Origin of the sequence: Clostridium estertheticum subsp. estertheticum (assembly GCF_001877035.1) — a bacterium.
Classification (GTDB): domain Bacteria; phylum Bacillota; class Clostridia; order Clostridiales; family Clostridiaceae; genus Clostridium_AD; species Clostridium_AD estertheticum.
In genome coordinates this window covers 3,777,013-3,801,635 of the sequence record NZ_CP015756.1, presented here as the reverse complement: position 1 = coordinate 3,801,635, position 24,623 = coordinate 3,777,013, and the positions used below count along the sequence as shown (strand labels likewise).

Below are 24,623 nucleotides of genomic sequence, written 5' to 3'. Positions count from 1 at the left end.
CATTTCGTTTTGTTAACTCATAATAAATTTAAAGAAGATACGAATACTCACTAAAATATTTTTCTTTATTATATTATATAGCCCATATGTGAAAATATATATACTTTTTTTAAAAAAGATGAAAATCACCCATTTTAACAAATAAAAATTGATAATATTAAAGAAATAATATTTGCTTTTTTATCTATTATGAATAAAAAACCTCTGAATTGTAAAAAATATAGTATATTACAATTATAATTGGGAGGCACATTATGGGAAAGACACCTTTAAAAAAAGTTATAAAAGCTAAATTAAAAACAAATAAAGAGTTAACTAAGAATGAAATGCTTAGAGAGACGTTAAAATATGAAATAGCAGAAGAACTAGGGTTAACTAGTAAAATACATGAATGTGGTTGGAGTGGATTAACAGCAGAAGAAACAGGCAGAATTGGAGGATTAATGACAAAAAGAAAAAAGAGTATAAATTTACCTAAAAACAAAGATTTTTAAAGATATTTAATAAAATACTTTGGACAATATTTGGTGTATAGGGTAGTATATTATATACCAATATAGTTTTAACGACATTTCAGAAGGAAAGTTTCCCATTTTAATAAGTGGAATTAACTACCTTAGCGGAATAAAACTTCAGTGGGAGTATAAATCTCCTTCTGAAGTCGTTAATATGCAGCTCCGCAGGAGATGATTTAAAGAAGAAGTTTTTGGAAAAGGAGAAATGTTAATATGGACTGTTATAAAGAGTTTGCTCGCATATATGATGAATTAATCAATGCTGATATTGATTATAAAAAATGGGCAACTAACATATTATGTATTTGCAAAGAATATGACCTAAATATGGAGAGTTATTTAGATTTAGCCTGTGGTACAGGAAATCTTACTATAGAAATTGCAAATTCATTTAAAAATATATGGGCAGTTGATTTATCTAGTGATATGTTAAGCCAAGCAGAGAAAAAAATGAGGGAAGAACTCATAAAGGCAAAATTTGTATGTCAAAATATTTGTTTACTTAATTTAAATAATAAGTTTAATCTTATAACTTGTTGTTTAGATTCTAGCAATTACATATTAGAAGAAGAAAATTTTAAAAAATATTTATCAGGAGTTTATAATTTATTACAAAATGATGGGTTATTTATTTTTGATCTTAATTCTTATTATAAGCTGACTACGGTGCTCGGCAATAATATTTATAATTACGATAGTGATGATGTAGTCTATATTTGGGAAAATTATTTAGAAAATGATATAGTGGAAATGAATTTAACCTTTTTTGCTAAAGAAGGACAAGTATATAGACGGTTTGATGAGACGCACTTAGAGAGGGCTTATAAAGAAGAATATGTGGAAACCCTTATAAAAGAAATTGGGTTTAAAATAATTAAGAAAATGGATAGTTATGAAGATAAAGTAGTAAATGATAAAACAGAAAGAATATGTTATGTACTAAAAAAATGATTTTATGGGAGGCTAGTATATGGATAATTTAGTTAGAGCTACTGCAAAGGAAGGTCAAGTTAGAATAGTTGCAGCAATAACTACGGAATTAGTAAATGAGGGAGTGACCATGCATCAATGTGCTCCTACAGCAGCCGCTGCGTTTGGTAGAATGCTAACAGCGGGTACACTTATGGGCACACTTCTAAAGTCTGAGAAAGACAGTTTAACACTCCAAATTGATGGAGGTGGCCAGGCGAAGGGAGTAGTCGTAACAGCCCATGCTGATTCAAGTGTAAAAGGGTACATAGGAAATCCGAATGTGGATTTACCTGCAAACACTCTAGGAAAACTTGACGTAGGTGGCGCAGTGGGTAAAGATGGTTATTTAAGAGTTATAAGAGATATGGGGTTAAAGGAACCATACATAGGTCAAGTACCAATACGCACAGGCGAAATTGGAGATGATTTAGCATATTACTTTACTGTTTCAGAGCAAACACCCTCTGCTGTTGGACTAGGTGTTTTAGTTGACACAGATATGAGCATTAAAGCTGCAGGAGGGTTTATAATTCAAATGATGCCTGATGCCGACGAATTTTTGGCTGATATGATAACATATAGACTTGAAGAAATCCCATCTATAACTGATTTTATAGCAAAAGGTATGAGCATTTGCGAAATTTTGGAATTTATTTTTGAAGATATGGAATTAAAAATACATGAAGAGGTTAAGCCGATGTATAAATGTGATTGTTCTAGAGAAAGAGTTGAGAGGGCATTAATAAGCATAGGCAAAAAGGATTTAGAAGAAATATATAACGATGATAAAACAGAAGAGCTTAAATGTCATTTTTGTAACAAAAATTATGAGTTTAATCATGAGGATATTGGGAAATTACTTAAAGAGGCTAAATCTTAAATAATAATTATGTTTTTAAATGGTGATATAGGAAAATATATTGAAAATCGTAGATAACTGGAGATAATTCAATTATCTACGATTTTAATTGATATAATCCTAGATAGAGACTATATTTGGGGTTGACAGTTCCAAGGAAATTTTATAATATAGTAAAGTAATGATCGACGAAGTTGCAAGTAATCAAGTATATAAAACAATTAACACATAAAAGTGTTGACAAGTTTTATGAAATGATATACAATACAATAGTTGCATTAATACATGTGGGAGCATAGCTCAGCTGGGAGAGCATCTGCCTTACAAGCAGAGGGTCATAGGTTCGAACCCTATTGTTCCCACCACATATGGCTCAATAGCTCAGTTGGTTAGAGTGCCGCCCTGTCACGGCGGAGGTCGAGGGTCCGAGTCCCTTTTGAGTCGCCATTAAAATTTAATAAATTTTAAAAAGCATTATGGCTAAATAGCTCAGTCGGTAGAGCAGAGGACTGAAAATCCTCGTGTCCCTGGTTCGATTCCGGGTTTAGCCACCAGTGTTGCGGAAGTAGCTCAGTGGTAGAGTGCCACCTTGCCAAGGTGGACGTCGCGAGTTCGAATCTCGTCTTCCGCTCCAATTATTTAAGGATCTCATAAAATGGCGCTATAGCCAAGCGGTAAGGTCAAGGTCTGCAAAACCTTTATTCCCCGGTTCAAATCCGGGTGGCGCCTCCAAAATATTAAAAAGTAGTCTATATACTGATATTTCAGTATATAGGCTATTTTTTTTATTGTATAAAATAGAATGTGAAAGTATTGTAGATTTTTTATTATATTTTTAATCTTTTTCGGGGGATTTCCTATTTTTATGTTACTAAATATATGAAAGGACTTGAAGATATGGTAAATTAAGAATAGTTATAGAAAATATACTTTAGGATTAGAAGTAGTTAGGTGGAAAAAATGATAAAAAATATTTTTAAAATGAATAAAGAAAATTTTAAGGAAATATATGAAAAAAATTTTAATTATGTTTATTCTTTTGTATTTTTAAGACTAGCAGCAAATAGAGAGGCTACTGAAGATATAGTTCAAGAGACATTTATCAGTGCTATGAAAGGACTTATAAACTACAAAGCTACAAGTTCATATAAAACTTGGCTTTGTGGAATAGCAAAAAATAAAATAATGAATTATTATAGAGATAATATTAGGAAGGAGGGGCCTAATTATGCAGAAGAACTGAATTATCTAGTAGATAACCAAGATGTTGAATTTATGGTTATCAATTTGGAAACTAGAAAGGTGATTTTAGAAACCTTAAATAAATTAAAGCCTATTTATAAGTATGTTCTTATTCTCAAATATATAGATGACTATAGTGTAAAAGATATTTCAAAATACTTATGCAAAACTCCAAAATCTATTGATGGCATATTACAAAGAGCGAAAATCAGTTTTAAAAAAGAATATAACATGATAGAAGGGGATGAATTATATGATAAAAGAGGATGAAATTTTTAAAAAAATGTTTAAATCAATAGATGTAGAAATTGATCCACCAGAGGGAACAAAAGAAAGAATATATCAAAAACTTTGTTATAATTCATATCAAGGCAGCTTTTGTTATTTATCTCGTCTTTCTTGGATTCCTGAAAAGATTTTTAAATTAGCGATTCAATTATGGATTTTGTTATACATATATATGACTGTTTTCACTCCAATTATTACAAACTAATATTTACAAGGGGGTTAAATTAATGAAGAGTTTAAAAAATATTATCAAAGAGTGGCTATTACCAATACTTGCAGTAATAATTTTGGTGGTTTTAATAAATAACCTACTATTTTTCCAAGTTAAGGTTCCATCGGGATCAATGTATCCAACTATAAAGGTAGGAGATAGAATTCTTGTTACAAAAGTTTATAATAAAGCGAAATTGAAAAGTGGAGATATAATAGTTTTCAAATCTGATGAACTAAAAGAAGTAATGATAAAGAGATTAATAGGACTTCCTGGAGATGAGGTTGTTGTGAAAGATAAAGGGCGTGTATTTATAAATGGAAGTGAAATTGCTGAGCCGTATGTAGTAAATAAGGAAGATTTAGATATAAAATTTAAAGTTCCAGAAAATAAATATTTGTTTTTCGGTGATAATAGAGCAAGTTCATTGGATGCTAGAAAATGGCAGAATCCATATATAGATGGGAAGGATATAAAAGGGAAAGCACAGTTTATTACATACCCATTTAAGAGATTTGGGAAATTTGTAATAGGCAATGATGCTCTTAATCATTAGGATTGCTGTAACATGTTATTCCTTATTTTTTCTTGAAGAATCTCAAAACAATAATATGGAATACTAGATTGACTATGATAAATAATTTTCTTATAGGATGTTAACAAAAGTATATATTGTGTAAAAGGCATTTGAACTACTTAGCGAAGTGAAAGCCTTAGAACAATATATACTTTTTGTTTTAGCATCCAACTAGGAAACATTTAGTTCGCGTTTTAATCTCATATTTGGAGCAGTGCAGGAGAAAGTTCTTACGGATGCACTTTTATTTTTTATTAAATCCTAAAAATGCTGCCACGATCAACAAGCTTGCCATCTCTTAAAAACACAGGTTCTACCTTGTGTTTGTTTAAAAAAGCTAAGACCTCTTTTCCGTATAAATAATAATCTAAGTGACCATAAAAAGCTAAAACATTATCTTCGATAAGACCTGTTGCGCCGCCGATAAAACCGTAATTAAGCCCTGGAAGAAGAATATCGCCAGGAGGAATTAATAATACATCTATCTTTTCAATGTTTAGAGCTTTGGCAATAGTAACATCGCTAGTTATAATTGCATGATCATTTACAATACAAGTAGAACATTTTGTATAACCTTGTTTTACATTCACTAATTTTTTATCTTTTGAAACCAATAAAAGATTCTCGTCAGTAAAATTAATGGAGTGAACAAAAAGATTACGTATGCTTAATGAATTTAGACATATATTATAAGGATAATTTGTTTTTAAAGCTGATTTTGATTTACAAACCTTGTAATTTTGTAAAACTAGGGTTTCTATAAAGTTACTATTCATATCTTTATGTACTACAATAGCATTTCCACAAATATGTAAAAGCATATCGGGGTGACCACATACAGCATCATATAAAAGATTATTCGGAGGGCAAATAAGCAAGTTATATCCTTTAGAAATTAAACATTTTTTTTCATCATTATGAATTCTAAAATCTACAATAATATTTTTCATTGTGAACCCCTATTTAATATATATTTTATTATATATATTTTATAACACAAAGTTATTATGAATTGCAATATGTCGATAATTGTTTAATTTATTTTGCATATACATTAATATTACACACATACTACCGTAATAAGAAGGGAGTGTGCGAAATGCTTTTATTAACCGTTGTATATAATAGGAGTATGGAATACATTATTGACGAGATAAATGCGATAAAAAAATGTTTTGAATATAAAAAAACAATTTTAGGTGTATCTGAAAGCATAGTAGAAGATATGCATTTTATTAAGTTCTTTTGTAGTGATAACAATATATGTGATAGTAGTATCAAAGCATTTAATTTGAATGTTGCAAATATGTTATATAAAATAGTAACAATAGAGTTTTGCAAAAAAGGAATAAATGATTTCCTTACTGAAACATATTTCTTTCTACAAAATGATGAAATAAAACAAGTTAAACCTCGGATACAAAAAGCATTGTTTAATGAGGGTGAAATATCTGGTCCTAATATGGTATATTGTATAAATAGAAAAAATGTTATTATTGATAAAATAACAAGATGTATAGAGGAAAATAATGAAATTAATATAAGTGGATTTTTAACATTCAGGTCAAAAGAGCTAAATGCGGATCTAGAGAGTATAGTTGACAAAGTTGTAGAGGATTATATGGTGGAAAAAGAATATAATGAGTTTATAAAACTTCTTAAATACTTCGTTGATATTCAAGAGAGCAAGGTAGATGAAGTTAATATCCTAATTGAAAAAGATGGCAATTATTATTTAAGAGATAAAGAAGGTAATAATTTAGTAGAAAGTATGATGGGTGAGTTACCAGATGTTAAATTTGATTCAATAAAAAATCAAGAAGAACTTATAATTAGCACCATGATATCTAGTGCTCCTAAAAAGGTGATTATACACTGCGTCCAGCATTGTAAAAATAAGGAGTTAATTGAAACAATAAGCAAAGTTTTTACAGACAAAGTTTATTATTGTGATACGTGTAGTGAATGTGAGAAGATAAAAAATGGAGTGTTAGTATGAGGTAATTATGATATTATAGTAAAAAAGGTTGTATATGTGTGAAACAATTAAACCATATCAGTATAAACAATTCAATGATAGATAAATTATAGTTGACAATTAAACAATATTATAGTAAAGTATAAATTGTTGTGAATGAAATATAAATAAATATTTTGAAGTAATATTTTATATAATAGAATTATTTTAACAAGAAGAAACAGCCGTTTCTCACCTTACAGCATAGCTAGTTAGGTTAATTAGTAATTTAAATTGTTACTATTAAGGACGGCATTCGTGTCGTCCTTTTTATTATTGAATAATATAAAAAATTTAAGCAAGTACACCTAGGAGGTGAAAATTATTAGTAAAAACAAAAATTTTATGATGAATGAAGAAATAAGAGATAAAGAGATAAGAGTTATTGCAGCAGATGGTTCTGCACTTGGCATTTTAGATACTAGGGATGCAATAAAGCTTGCAGAAGATAGTGATTTAGACCTTGTTATGATGTCACCAACTGCAAAACCACCAGTATGTAGAATAATGGATATTGGTAAGTTTGAATATGAAAAACAAAAGAAAGAAAAAGAAGCTAAAAAGAAACAAAAGGTTGTAACTCTTAAAGAAATACGATTGAGTGCAACAATACAAGACCATGATATTTCTATTAAGGCTAGCAATGCTAAAAAGTTCTTATTAGATGAAGACAAAGTAAAGATAACTGTAAGATTTAGAGGAAGAGAAATTGAAAATTCAAAAGCGGGGCATAAGATATTAAGATCTTTTGTAGAAAAAATCGGTGATGTTTATATTGTTGAAAAACCAGCGAGACAAGAGGGAAGAAATATGATAATGATTTTAGCTCCCAAAAAAGCATAACCGAGAGGAGGAATTTTACATGCCTAAAATGAAAACACATAGAGGCGCAGCAAAAAGATTTAAGAAGACAGGGTCAGGAAAGCTAAAAAGAGCAAAGGCTTTTACAAGTCATATATTAACAAAAAAGAGTCCTAAAAGAAAAAGAAATCTTAGAAAAACAGCATATGTTTCAACAACTCAAATAAAAAACATGAGAAAATTATTACCATACTTATAAAAAATGGTGATTAGGAGGTATATTAAATGGCAAGAATTAAACGAGCAGTTAACTCTCGTAAAAACCATAAGAAAGTATTAAAACTCGCTAAAGGCTACTACGGTGGAAGAAGTAAGTTATTTAAAACAGCAAATGAAGCAGTAATGAGAGGTTTAAGAAACGGATATATAGGTAGAAAGAGAAAGAAAAGAGATTTTAGAACACTTTGGATAGCTAGAATAAATGCTGCTACAAGATTAAGCGATCTTTCATATTCAAGATTTATGAATGGTATGAAACTTGCAGGCATAGATATTAACAGAAAAATGCTTTCTGAAATTGCTATAAATGATCCAAAAGCTTTTGCTGAATTAGTAGAAGTTGCAAAAAAACAATTAAAACTTTAAAATTATTTATCTGAAAATGTAGCCTTATGGCTGCATTTTTTATTGTATTTTGACAAAAATATGTTAAGTGCTATAATTAATGAAATGTAATTATAAAAAATACTATTTTGAATAATTAAAGGTGTAGAGGTGGCTAATTTGGAATTAGATCTTAAAAATTTAAAAAATAAAAAAAAATATACTCCAGTTCAGATACTTTCATTAGGTTTCGCTATAGTAATACTTGTAGGTGCGATACTACTTAGCTTGCCGATATCGTCTCAAAGTGGTGAAATTACACCATTTATAGATTGTATATTCACTTCTACATCTGCTGTGTGTGTTACAGGTCTTATAACCCTAGATACGGGAACATATTGGACTTATTTTGGGAAAACTGTAATAATGCTCTTAATAGAAACCGGCGGACTTGGATTTATGTCGGTTGCAACTTTAGCTTTTTTCTTTTTGGGAAGGAGAATAACATTAAAGGAAAGGCTAGTAATGCAGGAAGCTATGAATGTAAATTCATTACAGGGGTTAGTAAAAATGATCAAATATGTATTGATATTTACATTCTCAATTGAAGGAGTAGGAGCCGTGCTATTTGCAACACAATTCATTCCTGAATTTGGAATTGTCAAGGGGATTTATTATAGTGTATTTCATGCGGTTTCTGCATTTTGCAATGCTGGGTTTGATTTGATGGGGAATTTTAAAAGTGTTACTGCTTATGCTAATAATTCTGTAATAATACTTACAATTTCAGCATTAATTGCAGTAGGTGGATTAGGGTTTTATGTTTGGGTAGAAATTTATAATTCTAAGGGAAACAAAAGGTTATCACTTCATTCTAAAGTAGTTATTTATTCAACAATAGTGCTAATTGTCTCCGGTGCAATTCTCATGTTCATTTTTGAAATGAATAATCCGGGCACTATGAAAGGAATGTCTTTGAAGGGTAAAATTTTATCTTCAATATTTGCATCAGTATCACCTAGAACAGCTGGGTTTAATTCTATTCCATTAGACAAGATGACTAGTGCAGGAAATTTTCTAACGATAATATTAATGTTTATCGGTGGGTCTCCTGGTTCAACGGCTGGTGGAATAAAAACGACTACTGCAATTGTGCTTTTTATGACGGTAGTATCTGTAGTTCGTGGACGTGAAGATACTGAAATACTTAAGAGACGTATAAATAAAGAAGTTGTGTACAAATCCTTAGTAATAACTGTTCTTGGACTGGGAATTGTAATAGCAGTTACAATGGTGTTATCAATTACGGAGCCATCCAATATTCCTTTTGAATATTTTTTATATGAGGCCACTTCAGCATTTGCTACAGTTGGATTAACCCTTGGATTAACTACAAAACTAACAATAGTCGGGAAGATAATAATAACGCTTACCATGTATGCTGGAAGAGTGGGACCGCTTACTATAATACTCGCATTAGCTAAAAGAAGAAGCGGTAAATCTGGAACTATAAAATATCCGGAAGGTAAAATTTTAATTGGATAGGAGTGGAAGTAATGAATAAAAAACAGTTTATTGTTATAGGACTTGGAAGATTTGGAACAGCAGTTGCTGAAACATTATATGCTTTGGGAAACGATGTTTTAGCAGTTGATTCTGATGAGGAGGTAGTTCAAAATATTTCAGATTCAGTTACTCATTCAGTTCAAGTTGATGCAAATGATGAAAATAGTTTGAGAGCCCTTGGTATTCGTAATTTCGATTGTGCGGTTATTGGTATAGGTGATAATATTCAATCTAGTATTTTGGCAACAGTATTGGCTAAAGAATTGGGAGTAAAATATGTAATTACAAAGGCAACAAATGCATTACATGCTAAAGTATTATATAAAATAGGTGCAGATAGAGTTGTTTTCCCAGAGCGAGATATGGGTGAACGTGTTGCTCATAATTTAGTGTCATCAAATATATTAGATTATATAGAATTATCGCCTGATTATAGTATTGCTGAGGTTGTGAGTCCGATAGAATGGCATAACAAGACACTTAGAGAATTAAATATAAGAGCTAAATATGGAATAAATGTAATGGCTATAAAAAGAAATAATGATGTTGATGTTTCTCTATCAGCCGATAATATTATTGAACCTGGAGATATTATTGTGGCTATAGGTAGCATTGAAGAATTAAATGCATTAGAAAATTTAGTTAAATAAGGGGTACTTCGTTTGGAATATATTCAGAGTAAGGATAATTTATTGATTAAAGATATTAGGAAATTAAAGGAAAAAAGGTATAGAGTAAGTAGTAATATGTTTTTAGTTGAGGGTTTTAGATTTGTAGAAGAGGCTCTGGACTCAGGGTTTGAAGTGGTACATATATTTATAAGTGCTAGAGGCGAGGTTAAATTTGAGAACTCCAGTATGAAAAATAAGCTGCAGGTAAATACTAAAGTTTATGGTGTTAGTGATAGTTTATTTAAAAATATTTGCGATACAGATAATCCACAAGGGATTATTGCATCGGTTAGAAATAAACCTGTAGAAATCAAGTATGACAATGGATTTTATATGTTAGCAGATAGGATTCAAGATCCAGGAAATATGGGAACTATAATTAGAACTGCCCATGCTGCAGGGGCCCTGGGAGTTATACTTACAAAGGGAACTGTGGATATTTATAATGAGAAAACATTAAGGGCTACAATGGGTTCTATTTTTAAAATACCTATTATTTATGATAATGATTTATCACTAGTTAAAAAACTTAAAAAGAGTGGATTTAAATTAGTAACTAGTTCACTCGATACTGATAAAAACTTTTATGATATAGACTTAAAAGGCAAAATTATTATATCAGTTGGAAATGAAGGAAATGGAATTAGTGATGAAGTTTATGAGATATGTGATTTGAAAATTAAAATTCCTATGCCTGGTGGTGCAGAATCATTAAATGTAGCAGTAGCATCATCGATTATGATGTATGAAGTTGTAAGACAAAAAAATATTATATAGTTATAAATTCATAGTTGAAATTTTATGTAGTTATGGTTATAATGTTTTGTATACTTTCATAAATTAACGAAGAATAATAAACTGTGATGGAGATAGTAAATATAAAAATGTTTACAGGGATAAGAAGCCTTAGATTGAGAGCTTCGAAAATAATTTTTATATTGAAGTTCACTCTGGAGTTCTAACAGTGAAATAAAGTAACTGCTAGCGGGTAGAACCGATAAATTTATCTAAGAGGACTATTTATTAGTCAATTAGGGTGGTAACGCGGATATTCCGTCCCTTTATTGGGGATGGTTTTTTTTGTTTTATAAAAAAATGTAAATATATTACACAAATATGAAGGGAGTTTTCATTATGAAAGAAAAGTTGGAAATGATAAAAGCTGCAGTTTTAGAAGAATTAAAAGGAGCAGATATTAAAACAGAATTAGAAAATGTTAGGGTTAAGTATTTAGGGAAAAAGGGTGAACTTACGCAAATATTAAGGGGTATGGGTAAGCTATCAAATGAAGAAAGACCAGTCATTGGGAAACTAGCAAATCAGGTTCGTGAGGATATTGAATCAATTATAACTAAAGCCTCAGACAAATTAAAGCAAGCAGAAAACGAATTAAAGCTAAAAAGTGAAGTTATAGATATATCTATGCCAGGAAAAAAACAAACAATAGGTAAAAGACATCCACTTGAGCTAACACTTGAAAAAATTAATGACATATTTTTATCTATGGGATTTGTAATAGAAGAGGGTCCTGAGGTAGAAACAGATTACTATAATTTTGAAGCATTAAATATACCTAAAAACCACCCTGCAAGGGGAGAGCAAGATACTTTTTACATAAATGATAGTGTGGTTTTAAGAACTCAAACATCACCAGTACAAATAAGAACTATGGAATTGCAGAAACCACCTATAAAAATGATTTCACCAGGTAAAGTTTACAGGTCAGATGCAGCAGATGCTACTCATTCGCCAATTTTTTATCAAATTGAAGGATTAGTAGTAGATAAGGGAATTACATTTGCTGATTTAAAGGGAACGTTAGAATTATTTACGCAAAAGATGTTTGGAGATAAGATGGAAACAAAGTTTAGACCACATCACTTTCCATTTACAGAGCCTTCAGCTGAGATGGATGCTACTTGTTTTGTGTGCAAGGGTAAAGGATGCAAGGTTTGTAGTGGAAGCGGTTGGATAGAACTTTTGGGTTGTGGAATGGTTCATCCAGATGTTTTAAGAAATTGTGGAATTGATCCAGAAGTTTATAGTGGTTTTGCTTTTGGATTTGGGCTTGATAGAATTACAATGCTTAATTACGGAATAGACGATATTCGCGCACTTTATGAAAGTGATATGAAATTTTTAAAACAATTCTAAATTAATAATTATTTGGTAATTATATAGTTACAAGGGGCGAAACAATTAATACTTGTTTTGTACTAACACAAATGCTAGGAGGATATATTATGAAAGTTCCAGTTAAATGGCTTAAAGATTATGTCGATATAGATATTTCACCACAGGAGCTCGGTGACAAATTAACTTTGTCTGGTTCAAAAGTTGAGGAAGTTATTATTTCGGGTGCTGAAATTCAAAATGTTGTTACAGGAAAAATAATAGAAATTGTGAGTCATCCAGATGCTGATAAATTAGTTGTATGTCAGGTAGATATAGGACTTAGTGCACCAACACAAATTGTTACAGCAGCTACCAATATGAAAGAAAATGATATTGTACCGGTAGCACTTCATCAATCAACGCTACATGGAGGAGCAAAAATAAAGAAAGGCAAACTTCGTGGTATATTATCCAATGGTATGTTCTGTTCTGAGGAAGAACTTGGAATAGCTGTGGATGAACCTGTAGAGGGGTTAATGATACTACCAAAGGATACACCACTTGGTAAAGATATAAAAGAAGTATTAAATCTTCAAAGCGTTCTAATAGATTTTGAGATAACTTCTAATAGAGCAGATTGTCTTAGTATTATAGGAATAGCTAGAGAGACGGCCGCAACATTAGGCACAGAATATAGAAAGCCAGCTCTTGATTATAAAGCTACTGCAGGGGAGAATGTAGAGGATATCTATAAGGTAGAAGTTAAAGATGAGTTATGCAAAAGATATATGTTAAAGGGTATAAAAAATGTAAAAATTGAGCCATCACCGCAGTGGATGCAAGAAAGACTTATAGAAGCTGAAATCAGACCTATTAATAACATAGTAGATATTACAAACTTTGTTATGGTTGAGCTTGGTCAACCTATGCATGCATTTGACGCTAGGCAAATTACTACTAATAACATAGCCATCGAAAGAGCGAGTAATGGTGAAAAATTTATAACATTGGATGAAAAAGAAAGAGAGTTAGATGACAGTATATTAACCATAAAAGATGGAGATAGAACTATAGGACTTGCAGGTATAATGGGAGGTCTTAATTCAGAAATTAAAGAAGACACCACAAGTGTAATATTTGAGGGTGCAAATTTTGATGGAGTTAATATAAGACTTGCATCGAAAAAATTATTGTTAAGAACTGATGCATCTTCAAAATTTGAAAAAGATTTGGATCCTAATATGGCTGAAATGGCAATTAATAGGGCTTGTCATTTAGTAGAAGAATTAGGTGCTGGTGAAATAATGCAGGGGTGCATAGATGTATATCCTAAAATAATTAAATCTCATACTTTAGAAGTGGATATAAATTGGATTAATACTTTCCTCGGAACAAATATATCTAAATATGATATGAAATCATATCTCGATAGATTAGAACTTACTACTGAGATAATAGGTAATTTTTTAATTGTACAGGCGCCAACACATAGATCTGATATTAACATTAGAGAGGACATTGCAGAAGAAATAGCTAGAATATATGGTTACGATAATATACCATCTACATTACCTAATTGCGAAACTTCAAAAAGTGGGAAAAGTGAGAAGCAAAAGTTAGAAGATAGAGTAGTTCTTTCTTTAACTGCAAGTTCACTTAATCAATCAATAAGTTATTCTTTCGTAAGTCCTAAAATATTTGATAAGCTTTTAGTACCAGAAGAGAGTGAATTAAGGAAGGTAGTTACTATAAAGAATCCACTAGGTGAAGATTATAGCATAATGAGAACTACGACTATAGCATCTATGATGGACTGCTTATCAAGAAATTATTCAAGAAATAATGAAGAAGTTAGGTTGTTTGAGATAGGTAAGGTTTATATACCTAGTGCTGATTTAGATAAGCTCCCAGAGGAAAGAAATATATTAACAATAGGAATGTATGGAAATGTTGATTATTTGGATTTAAAGGGTGTCGTTGAAAATGTATTGGATAATTTGGGAATAAAAAATGCATCATATAAAAGGGAAAGTGAAAATCATACTTATCATCCAGGAAAAACATCAAATTTGTATGTGAAGAGAGAATTTGTAGGCGTGGTTGGAGAAATTCATCCGAGTGTTTCAGAGAACTATGAGGTGTTACCAAGATGTTATGTCGCAGAATTAAACTTGGATATATTATATAAACATACAGATTTAAATAATAAGTATAAATCACTTCCAAAATTTCCTGCTGTTACAAGAGATATTGCTCTTTTAGTTGATGATGAAGTTTTAGTTCAAGACATTGAGGATGTAATTGTAAAGCAAGGTGGTAATATTTTAGAAAGTGTTAAGTTATTTGATGTATATAAGGGTAAGCAGATAGCAGAGGGTAAAAAAAGTATAGCCTATGCTATAGTTTACAGAAGGGCAGATAAGACATTAACTGACGATGAGGTAAATAAAGTACATGAGAAAATATTAAGAACTTTAGAAAATAAAGTTGGTGCAGAACTTAGAGAATAGCAAATAATTAAAACTCCCTTAAAGTAAGGGAGTTTTAATTATGTAATGCATATTTCTTATTAAGTATACTAAGTTATTAATTGTTTGATTTGTATGATTAATTTCAAAATATTGGTTTTATTAAAAGTTATATTGTGGTACAATGGGATTAACTAATCTGTCTAAGAGGGTGTTTTAGATGAACGTTGTAACAATAAAAATAAATGGTATTGAATATAATTTAAAGGGTGATGAAAGAGAAGAATATTTACATATGGTAGCCAGTTATGTTGATAAAAAGATAAAGAATATAATGGGAAATAATGAAAAACTTAGTACCTCTTCTGCAGCAATTTTAACGGCTTTAAATTTAGGTGATGATATGTTTAAAAGCAATTCACTTTGCAAGGAACTATCAGCTAAGGGTGAAGAATTAGATAAACATGATAAGGAATTGACAGTTAAGTTGGAAGATTTAAAAAAACAGTTAAGCCATATGGAAGATTACAATCAGGAATTGCTTAATAAATGTAAACATATAGAAAAAACTGAATATGTAAAAACCCTAGAGCAGGAAAATATAGATATGCAACATCAATTAGAAGGTATGAAAGAGATCAATAAAATTTCTAGTGAAGAAAATAGAAGCATTAAAACAGAAAATAAAGAAATGAAATTTAAGCTTCAGTCTTATAAGTATAAGATAATTGATTCTCAAAACAAGTTGATAGAATATCAAATTAGTTTGGCTAAACAAAAGAAAATAAACAATCCTCTTTTAGTTACACGTAAAAAATAAATTTTATTTAAGATTATGTTTAAGGTGTCGCCGCAAGGCGACTTTTTTAATGATAGGGACTAAGAATACACAAACAATTTATATCTTTGGATAGAGGAATAATTTTTAAAAAAATTTCCACTATACCTTAGCTATTTATTTAGTTATAATTAAAGCATGGTGTTATGCCATGAAAAGGATGGTACATATATGAATTTGTTAACAATAGAAGAAGTGAGTAAAAGTTATAGTGAGAGAATACTCATTGATAAAGTATCACTAGGTATAAGTGATGGAGATAAAATGGGATTAATAGGTGTTAATGGTACTGGAAAATCAACTTTTTTAAAAATAATAGCTGGCTATGAAGTCCCAGATGGGGGCAGAATTATAAAGGGCAATAGGGTTAATATAGAGTATTTATCTCAAAATCCTGAGTTTGATTCAGAAGCTACAGTACTTGAGCAGATTTTCAAGAGTGATACTGATGTTATGAAAGTCATAAGGGAATATGAGGTAGTTTTAGAAAAATTACAAGAGAATCCAGAAAGTGAATCTACTCTAAATGCATTAATGAGGCTAAATGATAAAATGGATGCATGTAATGGATGGCAAGTGCAAGATGATGCTAAAATTATTTTAACAAAGCTCGGGATAACTGATTTTAAGCAACGTATAGGTGAACTTTCAGGTGGGCAAAGAAAGAGAGTAGCTTTATGTAGTGCACTTATTACTCCATCAGATCTACTCATCTTAGATGAGCCTACAAATCATATGGATAATAAAATAATTGATTGGTTAGAGAAATTTTTAAACAAAAGAAAAGGTGCTCTACTTATGATTACTCATGATAGGTATTTTTTAGATAGAATAACAAATAAAATTCTTGAACTAGACAAGGGTAATTTATATAGTTACGATGGTAATTATTCTGTATACTTAGAAAAGAAAGTTGAGAGAATGGCTTTAGTGGATACACTAGAGAGAAAAAGGCAGAGTTTGTTTAAAAAGGAACTAGCGTGGATAAGACGTGGAGCAAAAGCTAGAAGCACAAAGCAAAAGGCTAGGATTGACCGTTTTGATGAACTCAAAGATGGAAAAGTAGATACTTCAAGTGACAACTTAGAACTATCTTCGGCATCTACAAGGCTTGGTAAAAAAATTATGAATGTTGAACATATATATAAGGCATTTGGTGAAAAAAAATTAATTGAAGATTTTAGTCATATATTCACAAGGAGAGATAAGGTTGGAATTATAGGGCCTAATGGAATGGGGAAATCTACTCTAATGAATATTTTAAGTGGAGTACTAAAACAAGATGCAGGGCTCGTTGAATGGGGCGAAACAGTGAAAATTGGATTTTTCCATCAGGAAAATGGTGAGATGAATGAAAAACTTCGTGCAATTGAATACATAAGAGAAGGTGCAGAATACATATCTACAGGTAGTGGAGAAAAGATTACAGCATCGCAAATGCTTGAGAGATTTTTATTTGATAAAAATACGAAACATTCCTTTATTTCTAGCTTATCAGGTGGAGAAAAACGAAGGTTGTATTTATTAAGAATTCTTATGGAAGCTCCAAATGTATTATTTTTAGACGAGCCAACTAATGACTTTGATATTCAAACACTAGCGGTACTCGAAGATTATTTAGACGGATTTAATGGTGTTGTTATAACTGTATCACATGATAGATACTTTTTAGACAGAGTATCTGATAAAATATTTAGTTTTGAGGGCAATGCAAAAATAGTACAATTTGTTGGAAACTATACTGATTATCAAGAATATATAGAAAAAAATCCCGAGGTGCTAGAAGGTAATAATGAGGTGAATATAGAAGAAAAAAAGGAGCTTGATAATAAAGAAGTTGCTATGGATGATAATCAAGACATTAAAAATGATAAGCCTTTGAAGTTTACGTTTAAAGAAAAAAAAGAATTTGATGAAATAGACGCTGCAATTGAGCAGAAGGAATCAGAACTTGTAGATGTTAATAAAAAAATTAACGCTGGTAGTAGTGACTTTGAATATTTGGAAGAACTAGTTAAGCTTCAAAAAACTATTAAAGTAGAGACTGAATATTTAATGAAGCGTTGGACATATTTAAATGAATTAGTAGAAAAAATAGAATCTCAGAAAAATAGTTAAATCATCTCTTTCGGAGTTGAATATTAATGACTTCAGAAGGTAAATCTCACACTTGTAGAAGGGTGAGATTTACCTTCTGAAATGTCGCTAAAATAATAAAGAAGGTATAACCTGTGGATAAAAGTAGAGACATAAAAATATCTGTGCGTAACTTAGTAGAGTTTGTACTAAGAGCTGGGGATTTGGATATGCGGTTTATGGGAAGCAGCAGGGCTGTAGAGGGTACCAAAGCACATCAAAAGATTCAAAAAGAAAATAGTGAAAAGTATTCTGTCTTGCTTTCCGAGGAATATTTATCTGAGGTAAGTTTAAAACATATAACAATACATAATGATATTACTATTGTAATTGATGGACGAGCCGATGGTATTCTTATAAAAGATGGAAAAGTCACCATAGATGAAATTAAAACAGTTACTAAAGATATAGAATTTATAAAAGAAGACTACAATAATCTCCACTGGGCTCAAGCTAAGTGTTATGCATATATATATGGGATACAAAACGATCTTACTCTTATTAATGTTCAATTAACATATTATGAAATAAGTAGTGAGAAAACTAAGCGATTTATTAAAGCTTTTTCAATTAATAAACTCAAAGAGTTCTTTGATGAAATTATTTCTAATTATTTTATATGGGCGAATATTACAAATGAGTGGAATATGAAGCGTGACATGACTATAAAAGATTTAAAGTTTCCTTTTGATAGTTATAGGGAGGGACAAAGAGAACTAGCAGTTTCTGTATACAAAACAATAGTAGAAGGCAAAAAAATATTTGTGCAAGCTCCCACTGGAATAGGTAAAACTATATCTACATTATTCCCAAGCATTAAGGCCATTGGAGAGGGGCATACCTCAAAAATTTTTTACTTAACTGCAAAAACTATAACAAGACAAGTTGCAGAGGATGCATTTGATAAAATGAAGGAGAGAGGCCTTGAGTTTAAGACCATTACAATAACTGCAAAGGATAAAGTATGTTTTAGTAAGGGCAGTGCATGTAATCCAGAACAATGTAAATTTGCAAAAGGACATTTCGATAGGGTTAATGATGCCATTTTTGATATATTGAAGAATGAAAATACGTTTAGTAGAGATATAATTGAGATGTATTCGAATAAACATAATGTATGTCCTTTTGAATTTTCATTAGATTTAACAATATGGGCTGATTGTGTTATATGCGATTATAATTATGTATTTGACCCTAGGGTCTACTTAAAGAGATTCTTTACTGATAACAAGGGCGATTATACTATATTGGTTGATGAAGCTCACAACCTAGTAGATAGGGCAAGAGAGATGTTTTCATCCCAAATTCATAAAAAGTTACTTCTACAATTGAAAAAAGATATAAAAGGAAAAAATGACCAAATGTATAAAATATTAAGTAAGTTAAATTCTTTTATGTTAAACATGAAAAAAATGTGCAATGAAGATGGGTATTATAAACAAGAATCTGAACCCGTAGAAGTGTATAATCTTCTTACAAGGCTTACTAAGATATTAGAAATATGGCTAACTAAAAATGAAAAATCTGAAATATATGATAACTTTTTAGAGTTATATTTTAATTCACTCAGTTTTATAAGAATAGCTGAACTATACGATGATAAATATATAACTTATGTAGAAAGTTTTGATGATGATGTAGTGTTAAAAATATTTTGCCTAGATCCATCTAAGCTTCTAAGAGAAGCATCCAAAAGAGGGCGATCGGTGATATATTTCTCAGCAACACTACTTCCTCTATCATATTTTAAAGAAATTTTAGGTGGACAAAGCGAGGATTACAATTTAACGCTAAATTCCCCATTTGATAAAAACAAACTTAAAGTTATGATAGCTAAGGATATTTCTACTAAATATAATAGGAGAGAAAATAGTTACCCCAAAATAGTAGAATATATATATTCTGTTATAATAGCTAAAAAGGGAAATTACATGGTGTTTTTTCCGTCATATAAATATATGGAAGTTGTTTTTAATAGGTTTTCGAAGATGTATCCAAGTGTGAAAGTTAGTATTCAAGTTAATGCAATGACTGAAGAGGCTAGGGAAGAGTTCCTTAAGGATTTTAATAGAGATAGTAAAGATAATATTCTAGGGTTTGGAGTTTTAGGTGGTATTTTCTCAGAAGGAATTGATTTAAAAGGTGACGCATTGATTGGCGTTATAATCATTGGGGTAGGGCATCCTATGATTTGCTTTGAACGTGAAATTATTAAAGATTACTTTAATAATAAAAGCAATTGTGGGTATGAATATTCTTATATGTACCCAGGTATGAATAAGGTACTACAAGCAGCAGGAAGAGTGATTAGAACAGAAGAGGATAGAGGAACTGTACTTTTAATAGATGATAGATTTCTTAATCAAAGGTATAGAAGACTATTTCCAAAAGAATGGAATAATTATCAAATAATTAGTAATAATATTCATGTAAGTGAAGAAATTTGTCATTTTTGGAAATAATACATTTTAAAATAAAAAAACTTGAGCGAATGCTCAAGTTTTTTTTATACTTAAAGTTTATCTATTAATATATTGGGGGGGGATAAAGAAAGGAAACCTAATTTATTTATAACAGCTACAAATACATCTACATAAAATATTTATATCCATGAATACGATAATAGTTCATTAATAGGACATAAATAGTTTCCTTTTATTATGGGGGTACTTAAGTTTTGCAATTAATGTCGAAATAAGAACTATCTTTTGTGTGTATATTAATAATATGTTTCGACTTATTTCTTGATTTAAGAATACCATGGATTACACAAATAGTCAATAGAATTATTAAAAGTTTAATTTAAACAAATTTAAAACTGAAAATAACGAAAACATTCGACAAAATATAAGGAATATAGAATTTAAATAAGCAATTAGTTGTCAGCAAGTATCTTTTACAGAAAATTAATAATGATTAAAGCTTTATAGTGATAGACTATATGAGAGTGGCAATTTAGAGATTGTTATCTATTTAAAAGTATAATAAGGAGGAATAGTATAAATGTTTGTTAAATCTTCTAAAGAACTTTATGGTTGGGATAGATTTTCAAAAGTAACCTTATTGCTAGGAATATTTTTGATTGTAGCTAGGTCTTGGATTTTAGCATCGACACTTATTATCTATTCAATTTGGAGAAGTAGGTCAACTAACATGTCTGGAAGAAATAATGAAAAATTTGTTTATGAAAATATAGAAAGAAATTTTCATTATAAAATTAAAAATTTTAGACAAAGTTTTAAACAAAATATAAAAAATTTTAAGATTAAAATTAAAAAATATAAGCCATTAGAGCAATTAAAAGAAAAAAGAAATTATATGATAACTTATTGTCCCAAATGTAGACAGAAATTAAGAGTGCCAAAACGCAAGGGCAAAATTATTGTAACTTGCTCAAAGTGTAGTAGCGAGTTTAGGTTAAGAACATAAAAAAAGATATCCTTATAAGGGATATCTTTTTTTATATTATTTTTTATTAGGCTTGTACCTAGTTTAGGAAAAAATATCCTAAATTATTTACCTGAACCTAATTCAGCAAGACAATCTTTACAAATGTTTTTGCCTTTATAGTTTACAACATCTCTTGCATTTTGACAGAAAATACAAGCTGGTTCATATTTTTTAAGAATGATTTGATCACCATCTACATAGATTTCTAAAGCGTCCTTGATATCTATATCTAAAGTTCTTCTTAATTCTATAGGAATAACAATTCTTCCAAGTTCATCCACTTTTCTTACAATACCTGTTGATTTCATTTAATTTCCTCCTCGAACATCTTTCGACTTATTTATAATTAAATTGTAGCAAATAATACATAAAACGTCAATAGGTTTATGAAAATATTTAAAAAAAATAATAAAAATTAGCAATCATTTACGTATTATGCAAAAAAAATATAATGCTATGTCATTTTAAACATTATTATACTATCTTATACAACATACAAAATAGTTTAATTATTACAATATTCATAATAGTTTTCAATTAGTGTAAGATTTTATGGGTAAAAAAAAGACTATCTCAAAGTAATTTTTAATCACTTTGAGATAGTCTTTTTAAATATAACTATCTAAAATTGGTAAATTGTAATGCAATATCAAAATCCTTTGATTTTATTAAAGCCATCACTTCTTGTAAATCATCAAGATTCTTACCACTAATCCTTAGTTGGTTATCCATAATTTGTGCTTGAACTTTAATTTTACTAGATTTAATTTCTGCAATTATCTTTTTAGCTTTTTCTGTGGAAATTCCTTTTATAATTTTAGCTGTTTGTCTTGCAGAACCTAAAGTAGCAACATCTTGTTTACCAAGGTCTAATGCTTTTCCAGATATTCCTCTTTTAATCAATTTCGCTATAAGAACTTCTATAACGGACTTTAATTTAAAATCATCATCAGAAATTATTTTAATATCTTCTTTACCTAACTTGATTTCAGTAATAGTGTTTTTAAAATCATATCTTTGTTTAATTTCCTTTAATGCTTGATTTATTGCATTATCTACTTCTTGCATATCTACATCGGATACTACGTCAAATGAATGTGCAGTTGCCATAATTAAAAACCTCCTCTAAATTTATGTAACTTAATTCGAATCTCTTAATTAATAGTAGGTTAATAGTTTGTAAATGTCCAGTAGTTAATGAGTAAAGATTAAATTTTTAATATTAGGGCTATGTAACTAAGGTATATATATAAATCAACGATATATTTAATGAATAGAAAATAATGTTTTTATAAATATTTATAAGGAGAAAAATCAATGGAAGTAAATAAAACAAAGAAGCCTAGCAAATTAAAGAATATTGAAGATGAAAAGGAAATGAAACCAAAAGTACCTTATATTAACCAACATTTCATCTTTAATACATTAAATAGTATATTATCACTTTGTAGGCAAAATCCTGAAGAAGCTAGGAATGTTGTTCTAGAACTTAGTAATTATTTGAGATTTAATTTTAATGTAACAGATGAAAGTATACTATTGCAGGAAGAAGTAGAATACATAAAATCATATTTATATATTCAAAAGGTCAGATTTGGAGATAGATTGAATTGTGAGTATTACATAGAAGAAGATATAAATTTTTTAATACCTAAAGACTCATTATACAATTTAATAGATAACTCAATTAAACATGGAATTTTAAAAAAAACTCATGGTGGTACTATAACTTTTATGATTAAAAGGCAAATGGAAGAAATAGTAATAAGAGTTAAAGACGATGGTGTTGGAATGGATCAGTTTCAAATAGAACAAATATTAAATGGTGAAAATCAGGGATCTACTTCAAACCTAAATTCATTATATAAAGATTTATATAATGCCAAGTTGGAAGTGATTAGTACATTGCTAATTGGAACATATACAACCTTGTATATACCTATTGAATATATAAAATTTGTTTGATTTATTATTATATATCTTGACAAAAAAATTAATTATAGCATTGAATTGACAATATTTTTATAGCGAAGTAAAATTGTAACAATGCATTATTACGAGTATGATGAAATTTTAGTATGGGTGGAGGTTTATATGTTAAGAGTAGTTTTAGTAGATGATGAACAATTATCTTTGGATGAATTAAGTTTCATTCTAAGTAGAAGGAGTGAAATAGAAATTATAGGTAAGTTTTTAAGTCCCTTAACAGCTTTAGAATTCATAAAGAAATCTAAACCCGAAATTATTTTTTTAGATATAGAAATGCCAGAAATTGATGGTATTACATTGGCTAAGGAGATATGTAATTTGGATTTTTCAGTGAATATTATATTTGCCACAGTATTTGATAAATATGCTATAAAAGCTTTTGAAATTAATGTTATTGATTATGTTTTGAAACCATTTTCAGAGAAAAGATTAGCTCTCACTATGGATAAGATAGAGGGAAGTCATAATTGTAGTAAAAATATACGTTTAGAACAAAGAGTGCTTTTAGAACAAAGAGTTCTTTTAGAAAAAATATCAAATGCAGGTATGGTAAAGTTAGCACTTTGGAAGGATGAATGTATTTTTCTTGTACATCCACAAGACATATTATATTGCACAGTAATTAATAGAGAAGTGTTTGCATTTACTAGAAAGGCCACGTATACAACAAATTATACGTTAAACCAATTAGGAAATAAGTTGATTAATCAGAACTTTTTTAGAAGTCATAAAAGTTATTTGGTAAATCTAGATAGAATTTATAAAATAGTACCATGGTTTAATAGTACTTTTGTACTTCAAATAGAAGACTGGAAAGAGGAAGTTCCTGTAAGTAGACACTACGTTAAAGAGTTTAGAAGAATACTTAATATGTGATTATTGTTATTTATGATAAGAGATGAGAGGTATAAATGAAGAAAATATTAATAGTAGATGATGAAGTTAATAATAGATTATTACTAGAGGAGATACTCGAAGATTTTAAAGAGAGAGATGTAGAAATACTTTTAGCCGAAGATGGAAAGCAAGCTTTGGATATTATTAAAAGAGAGATGCCTAGCTTGGTATTTTTAGATATTATGATGCCTACAATAAATGGATATGAGGTATGTAATATAGTGAAAAAAGAATTAAAGCTACAAGGTATATATATAGTGCTTTTAACAGCCAAAGGGCGAGAAGATGACAAATATAGAGGAAGACAAGTAATGTGCGATAAGTACATTACTAAACCTTTTCACTTTAATGAAGTTTTAGCTATAGCTGAAAATGTTTTGGGGATAAAAATTTTATAGATTTACTCTT

Annotated in this window: 25 protein-coding genes, 5 tRNA genes and 2 other annotated features; of the genes, 27 read left to right on the top strand and 3 right to left on the bottom strand. The window is 29.7% G+C overall.

The features are described from left to right. Nucleotides 1–254 precede the first annotated feature (254 nt). The 11 genes from A7L45_RS17820 to lepB all read left to right on the top strand — a co-directional run bounded on the left by A7L45_RS17820 (nucleotide 255) and on the right by lepB (nucleotide 4,643). Nucleotides 255–494, top strand: coding sequence for an alpha/beta-type small acid-soluble spore protein (locus A7L45_RS17820; RefSeq protein ID WP_071614031.1), 240 nt, complete (start codon nucleotides 255–257; stop codon nucleotides 492–494). A 234-nt stretch (nucleotides 495–728) separates the two neighbouring features. Next, nucleotides 729–1,466, top strand: coding sequence for a class I SAM-dependent DNA methyltransferase (locus A7L45_RS17815; protein WP_071614030.1), 738 nt, complete (start codon nucleotides 729–731; stop codon nucleotides 1,464–1,466). A 19-nt stretch (nucleotides 1,467–1,485) separates the two neighbouring features. Continuing rightward, the gene (gene hslO / locus A7L45_RS17810) at nucleotides 1,486–2,367 is read left to right on the top strand and encodes an Hsp33 family molecular chaperone HslO (protein WP_071614029.1); all 882 of its coding nucleotides are present in this window, start codon (nucleotides 1,486–1,488) and stop codon (nucleotides 2,365–2,367) included. A gap of 268 nt (nucleotides 2,368–2,635) precedes the next feature. Then, nucleotides 2,636–2,711, top strand: a tRNA-Val gene (locus A7L45_RS17805). Nucleotides 2,712–2,716: 5 nt separating this feature from the next. Continuing rightward, nucleotides 2,717–2,793 (top strand) — tRNA-Asp (locus tag A7L45_RS17800). A gap of 31 nt (nucleotides 2,794–2,824) precedes the next feature. Then, nucleotides 2,825–2,900, top strand: a tRNA-Phe gene (locus A7L45_RS17795). Between the two features lie 5 nt (nucleotides 2,901–2,905). Beyond that, a tRNA-Gly gene (locus A7L45_RS17790) sits at nucleotides 2,906–2,980 on the top strand. 23 nt (nucleotides 2,981–3,003) lie between these two features. After that, a tRNA-Cys gene (locus tag A7L45_RS17785) sits at nucleotides 3,004–3,078 on the top strand. 228 nt (nucleotides 3,079–3,306) lie between these two features. Further along, nucleotides 3,307–3,858 (top strand): RNA polymerase sigma factor, encoded by a 552-nt coding sequence (locus tag A7L45_RS17780; protein WP_071614028.1) that lies wholly within the window; start codon nucleotides 3,307–3,309, stop codon nucleotides 3,856–3,858. Further along, nucleotides 3,842–4,081, top strand: a complete 240-nt coding sequence (locus tag A7L45_RS17775; RefSeq protein ID WP_071614027.1) for a hypothetical protein — start codon at nucleotides 3,842–3,844, stop codon at nucleotides 4,079–4,081. The genes A7L45_RS17780 and A7L45_RS17775 overlap by 17 nt, the downstream gene beginning before the upstream one ends. A gap of 22 nt (nucleotides 4,082–4,103) precedes the next feature. Next, nucleotides 4,104–4,643 carry a signal peptidase I gene (lepB, locus tag A7L45_RS17770; protein ID WP_071614026.1) on the top strand — a complete coding sequence of 180 codons (540 nt, stop codon included), beginning with the start codon at nucleotides 4,104–4,106 and terminating at the stop codon, nucleotides 4,641–4,643. A gap of 275 nt (nucleotides 4,644–4,918) precedes the next feature. Here the strand turns inward: lepB and A7L45_RS17765 are convergent, their stop codons facing one another. Next, the gene (locus A7L45_RS17765; protein ID WP_071614025.1) at nucleotides 4,919–5,614 is read right to left on the bottom strand and encodes a DUF6873 family GME fold protein; all 696 of its coding nucleotides are present in this window, start codon (nucleotides 5,612–5,614) and stop codon (nucleotides 4,919–4,921) included. A 149-nt stretch (nucleotides 5,615–5,763) separates the two neighbouring features. Between A7L45_RS17765 and ytxC the strand changes: the two genes are divergently transcribed. The 13 genes from ytxC to A7L45_RS17700 all read left to right on the top strand — a co-directional run bounded on the left by ytxC (nucleotide 5,764) and on the right by A7L45_RS17700 (nucleotide 21,308). After that, nucleotides 5,764–6,663: a putative sporulation protein YtxC gene (ytxC, locus tag A7L45_RS17760; protein ID WP_071614024.1), complete on the top strand. Its 900-nt coding sequence runs from the start codon at nucleotides 5,764–5,766 to the stop codon at nucleotides 6,661–6,663. A gap of 185 nt (nucleotides 6,664–6,848) precedes the next feature. After that, nucleotides 6,849–6,960, top strand: a sequence feature (ribosomal protein L20 leader region). A gap of 36 nt (nucleotides 6,961–6,996) precedes the next feature. After that, nucleotides 6,997–7,524 (top strand): translation initiation factor IF-3, encoded by a 528-nt coding sequence (infC, locus tag A7L45_RS17755; protein WP_071614023.1) that lies wholly within the window; start codon nucleotides 6,997–6,999, stop codon nucleotides 7,522–7,524. A 19-nt stretch (nucleotides 7,525–7,543) separates the two neighbouring features. Next, nucleotides 7,544–7,741 (top strand): 50S ribosomal protein L35, encoded by a 198-nt coding sequence (gene rpmI, locus A7L45_RS17750; RefSeq protein ID WP_071614022.1) that lies wholly within the window; start codon nucleotides 7,544–7,546, stop codon nucleotides 7,739–7,741. Nucleotides 7,742–7,767: 26 nt separating this feature from the next. Further along, nucleotides 7,768–8,127 carry a 50S ribosomal protein L20 gene (gene rplT, locus A7L45_RS17745; protein WP_071614021.1) on the top strand — a complete coding sequence of 120 codons (360 nt, stop codon included), beginning with the start codon at nucleotides 7,768–7,770 and terminating at the stop codon, nucleotides 8,125–8,127. A 138-nt stretch (nucleotides 8,128–8,265) separates the two neighbouring features. Continuing rightward, complete coding sequence (locus A7L45_RS17740; RefSeq protein ID WP_071614020.1) at nucleotides 8,266–9,630, top strand: TrkH family potassium uptake protein; 1,365 nt, start codon at nucleotides 8,266–8,268, stop codon at nucleotides 9,628–9,630. 11 nt (nucleotides 9,631–9,641) lie between these two features. Continuing rightward, on the top strand, nucleotides 9,642–10,301 hold the full coding sequence (locus A7L45_RS17735) for a potassium channel family protein (protein ID WP_071614019.1): 660 nt from the start codon (nucleotides 9,642–9,644) through the stop codon (nucleotides 10,299–10,301). Between the two features lie 12 nt (nucleotides 10,302–10,313). Further along, nucleotides 10,314–11,099, top strand: coding sequence for a TrmH family RNA methyltransferase (locus A7L45_RS17730; RefSeq protein ID WP_071614018.1), 786 nt, complete (start codon nucleotides 10,314–10,316; stop codon nucleotides 11,097–11,099). Nucleotides 11,100–11,173: 74 nt separating this feature from the next. Beyond that, nucleotides 11,174–11,386 (top strand) — a binding site (T-box leader). A 70-nt stretch (nucleotides 11,387–11,456) separates the two neighbouring features. Further along, nucleotides 11,457–12,476: a phenylalanine--tRNA ligase subunit alpha gene (gene pheS, locus A7L45_RS17725; RefSeq protein ID WP_071614017.1), complete on the top strand. Its 1,020-nt coding sequence runs from the start codon at nucleotides 11,457–11,459 to the stop codon at nucleotides 12,474–12,476. Between the two features lie 89 nt (nucleotides 12,477–12,565). Further along, complete coding sequence (gene pheT, locus A7L45_RS17720; RefSeq protein ID WP_071614016.1) at nucleotides 12,566–14,947, top strand: phenylalanine--tRNA ligase subunit beta; 2,382 nt, start codon at nucleotides 12,566–12,568, stop codon at nucleotides 14,945–14,947. A gap of 178 nt (nucleotides 14,948–15,125) precedes the next feature. After that, entirely contained in the window at nucleotides 15,126–15,725 is a 600-nt protein-coding gene (locus A7L45_RS17715; RefSeq protein ID WP_071614015.1) for a cell division protein ZapA, read from the top strand. A gap of 189 nt (nucleotides 15,726–15,914) precedes the next feature. Beyond that, nucleotides 15,915–17,861 carry an ABC-F family ATP-binding cassette domain-containing protein gene (locus A7L45_RS17710; RefSeq protein WP_071614014.1) on the top strand — a complete coding sequence of 649 codons (1,947 nt, stop codon included), beginning with the start codon at nucleotides 15,915–15,917 and terminating at the stop codon, nucleotides 17,859–17,861. Nucleotides 17,862–17,974: 113 nt separating this feature from the next. Beyond that, nucleotides 17,975–20,341, top strand: coding sequence for an ATP-dependent DNA helicase (locus A7L45_RS17705; RefSeq protein ID WP_071614013.1), 2,367 nt, complete (start codon nucleotides 17,975–17,977; stop codon nucleotides 20,339–20,341). Between the two features lie 541 nt (nucleotides 20,342–20,882). Beyond that, complete coding sequence (locus A7L45_RS17700; RefSeq protein ID WP_071614012.1) at nucleotides 20,883–21,308, top strand: zinc ribbon domain-containing protein; 426 nt, start codon at nucleotides 20,883–20,885, stop codon at nucleotides 21,306–21,308. An 83-nt stretch (nucleotides 21,309–21,391) separates the two neighbouring features. On the opposite strand, the gene A7L45_RS17695 is transcribed toward A7L45_RS17700, so the two are convergent. Together A7L45_RS17695 and A7L45_RS17690 are read right to left on the bottom strand one after the other, a co-directional pair. Continuing rightward, on the bottom strand, nucleotides 21,392–21,637 hold the full coding sequence (locus A7L45_RS17695; RefSeq protein WP_071614011.1) for an AbrB/MazE/SpoVT family DNA-binding domain-containing protein: 246 nt from the start codon (nucleotides 21,635–21,637) through the stop codon (nucleotides 21,392–21,394). Nucleotides 21,638–21,947: 310 nt separating this feature from the next. Further along, on the bottom strand, nucleotides 21,948–22,439 hold the full coding sequence (locus A7L45_RS17690; RefSeq protein WP_071614010.1) for a YajQ family cyclic di-GMP-binding protein: 492 nt from the start codon (nucleotides 22,437–22,439) through the stop codon (nucleotides 21,948–21,950). 207 nt (nucleotides 22,440–22,646) lie between these two features. On the opposite strand from A7L45_RS17690, the gene A7L45_RS17685 reads away from it, so the two are divergent. The 3 genes from A7L45_RS17685 to A7L45_RS17675 all read left to right on the top strand — a co-directional run bounded on the left by A7L45_RS17685 (nucleotide 22,647) and on the right by A7L45_RS17675 (nucleotide 24,613). Continuing rightward, nucleotides 22,647–23,294: a sensor histidine kinase gene (locus A7L45_RS17685; RefSeq protein WP_071614009.1), complete on the top strand. Its 648-nt coding sequence runs from the start codon at nucleotides 22,647–22,649 to the stop codon at nucleotides 23,292–23,294. Nucleotides 23,295–23,423: 129 nt separating this feature from the next. Continuing rightward, on the top strand, nucleotides 23,424–24,194 hold the full coding sequence (locus A7L45_RS17680) for a LytR/AlgR family response regulator transcription factor (protein ID WP_071614008.1): 771 nt from the start codon (nucleotides 23,424–23,426) through the stop codon (nucleotides 24,192–24,194). A gap of 35 nt (nucleotides 24,195–24,229) precedes the next feature. Next, nucleotides 24,230–24,613 carry a response regulator gene (locus tag A7L45_RS17675; protein WP_071614007.1) on the top strand — a complete coding sequence of 128 codons (384 nt, stop codon included), beginning with the start codon at nucleotides 24,230–24,232 and terminating at the stop codon, nucleotides 24,611–24,613. Nucleotides 24,614–24,623: the final 10 nt, after the last annotated feature.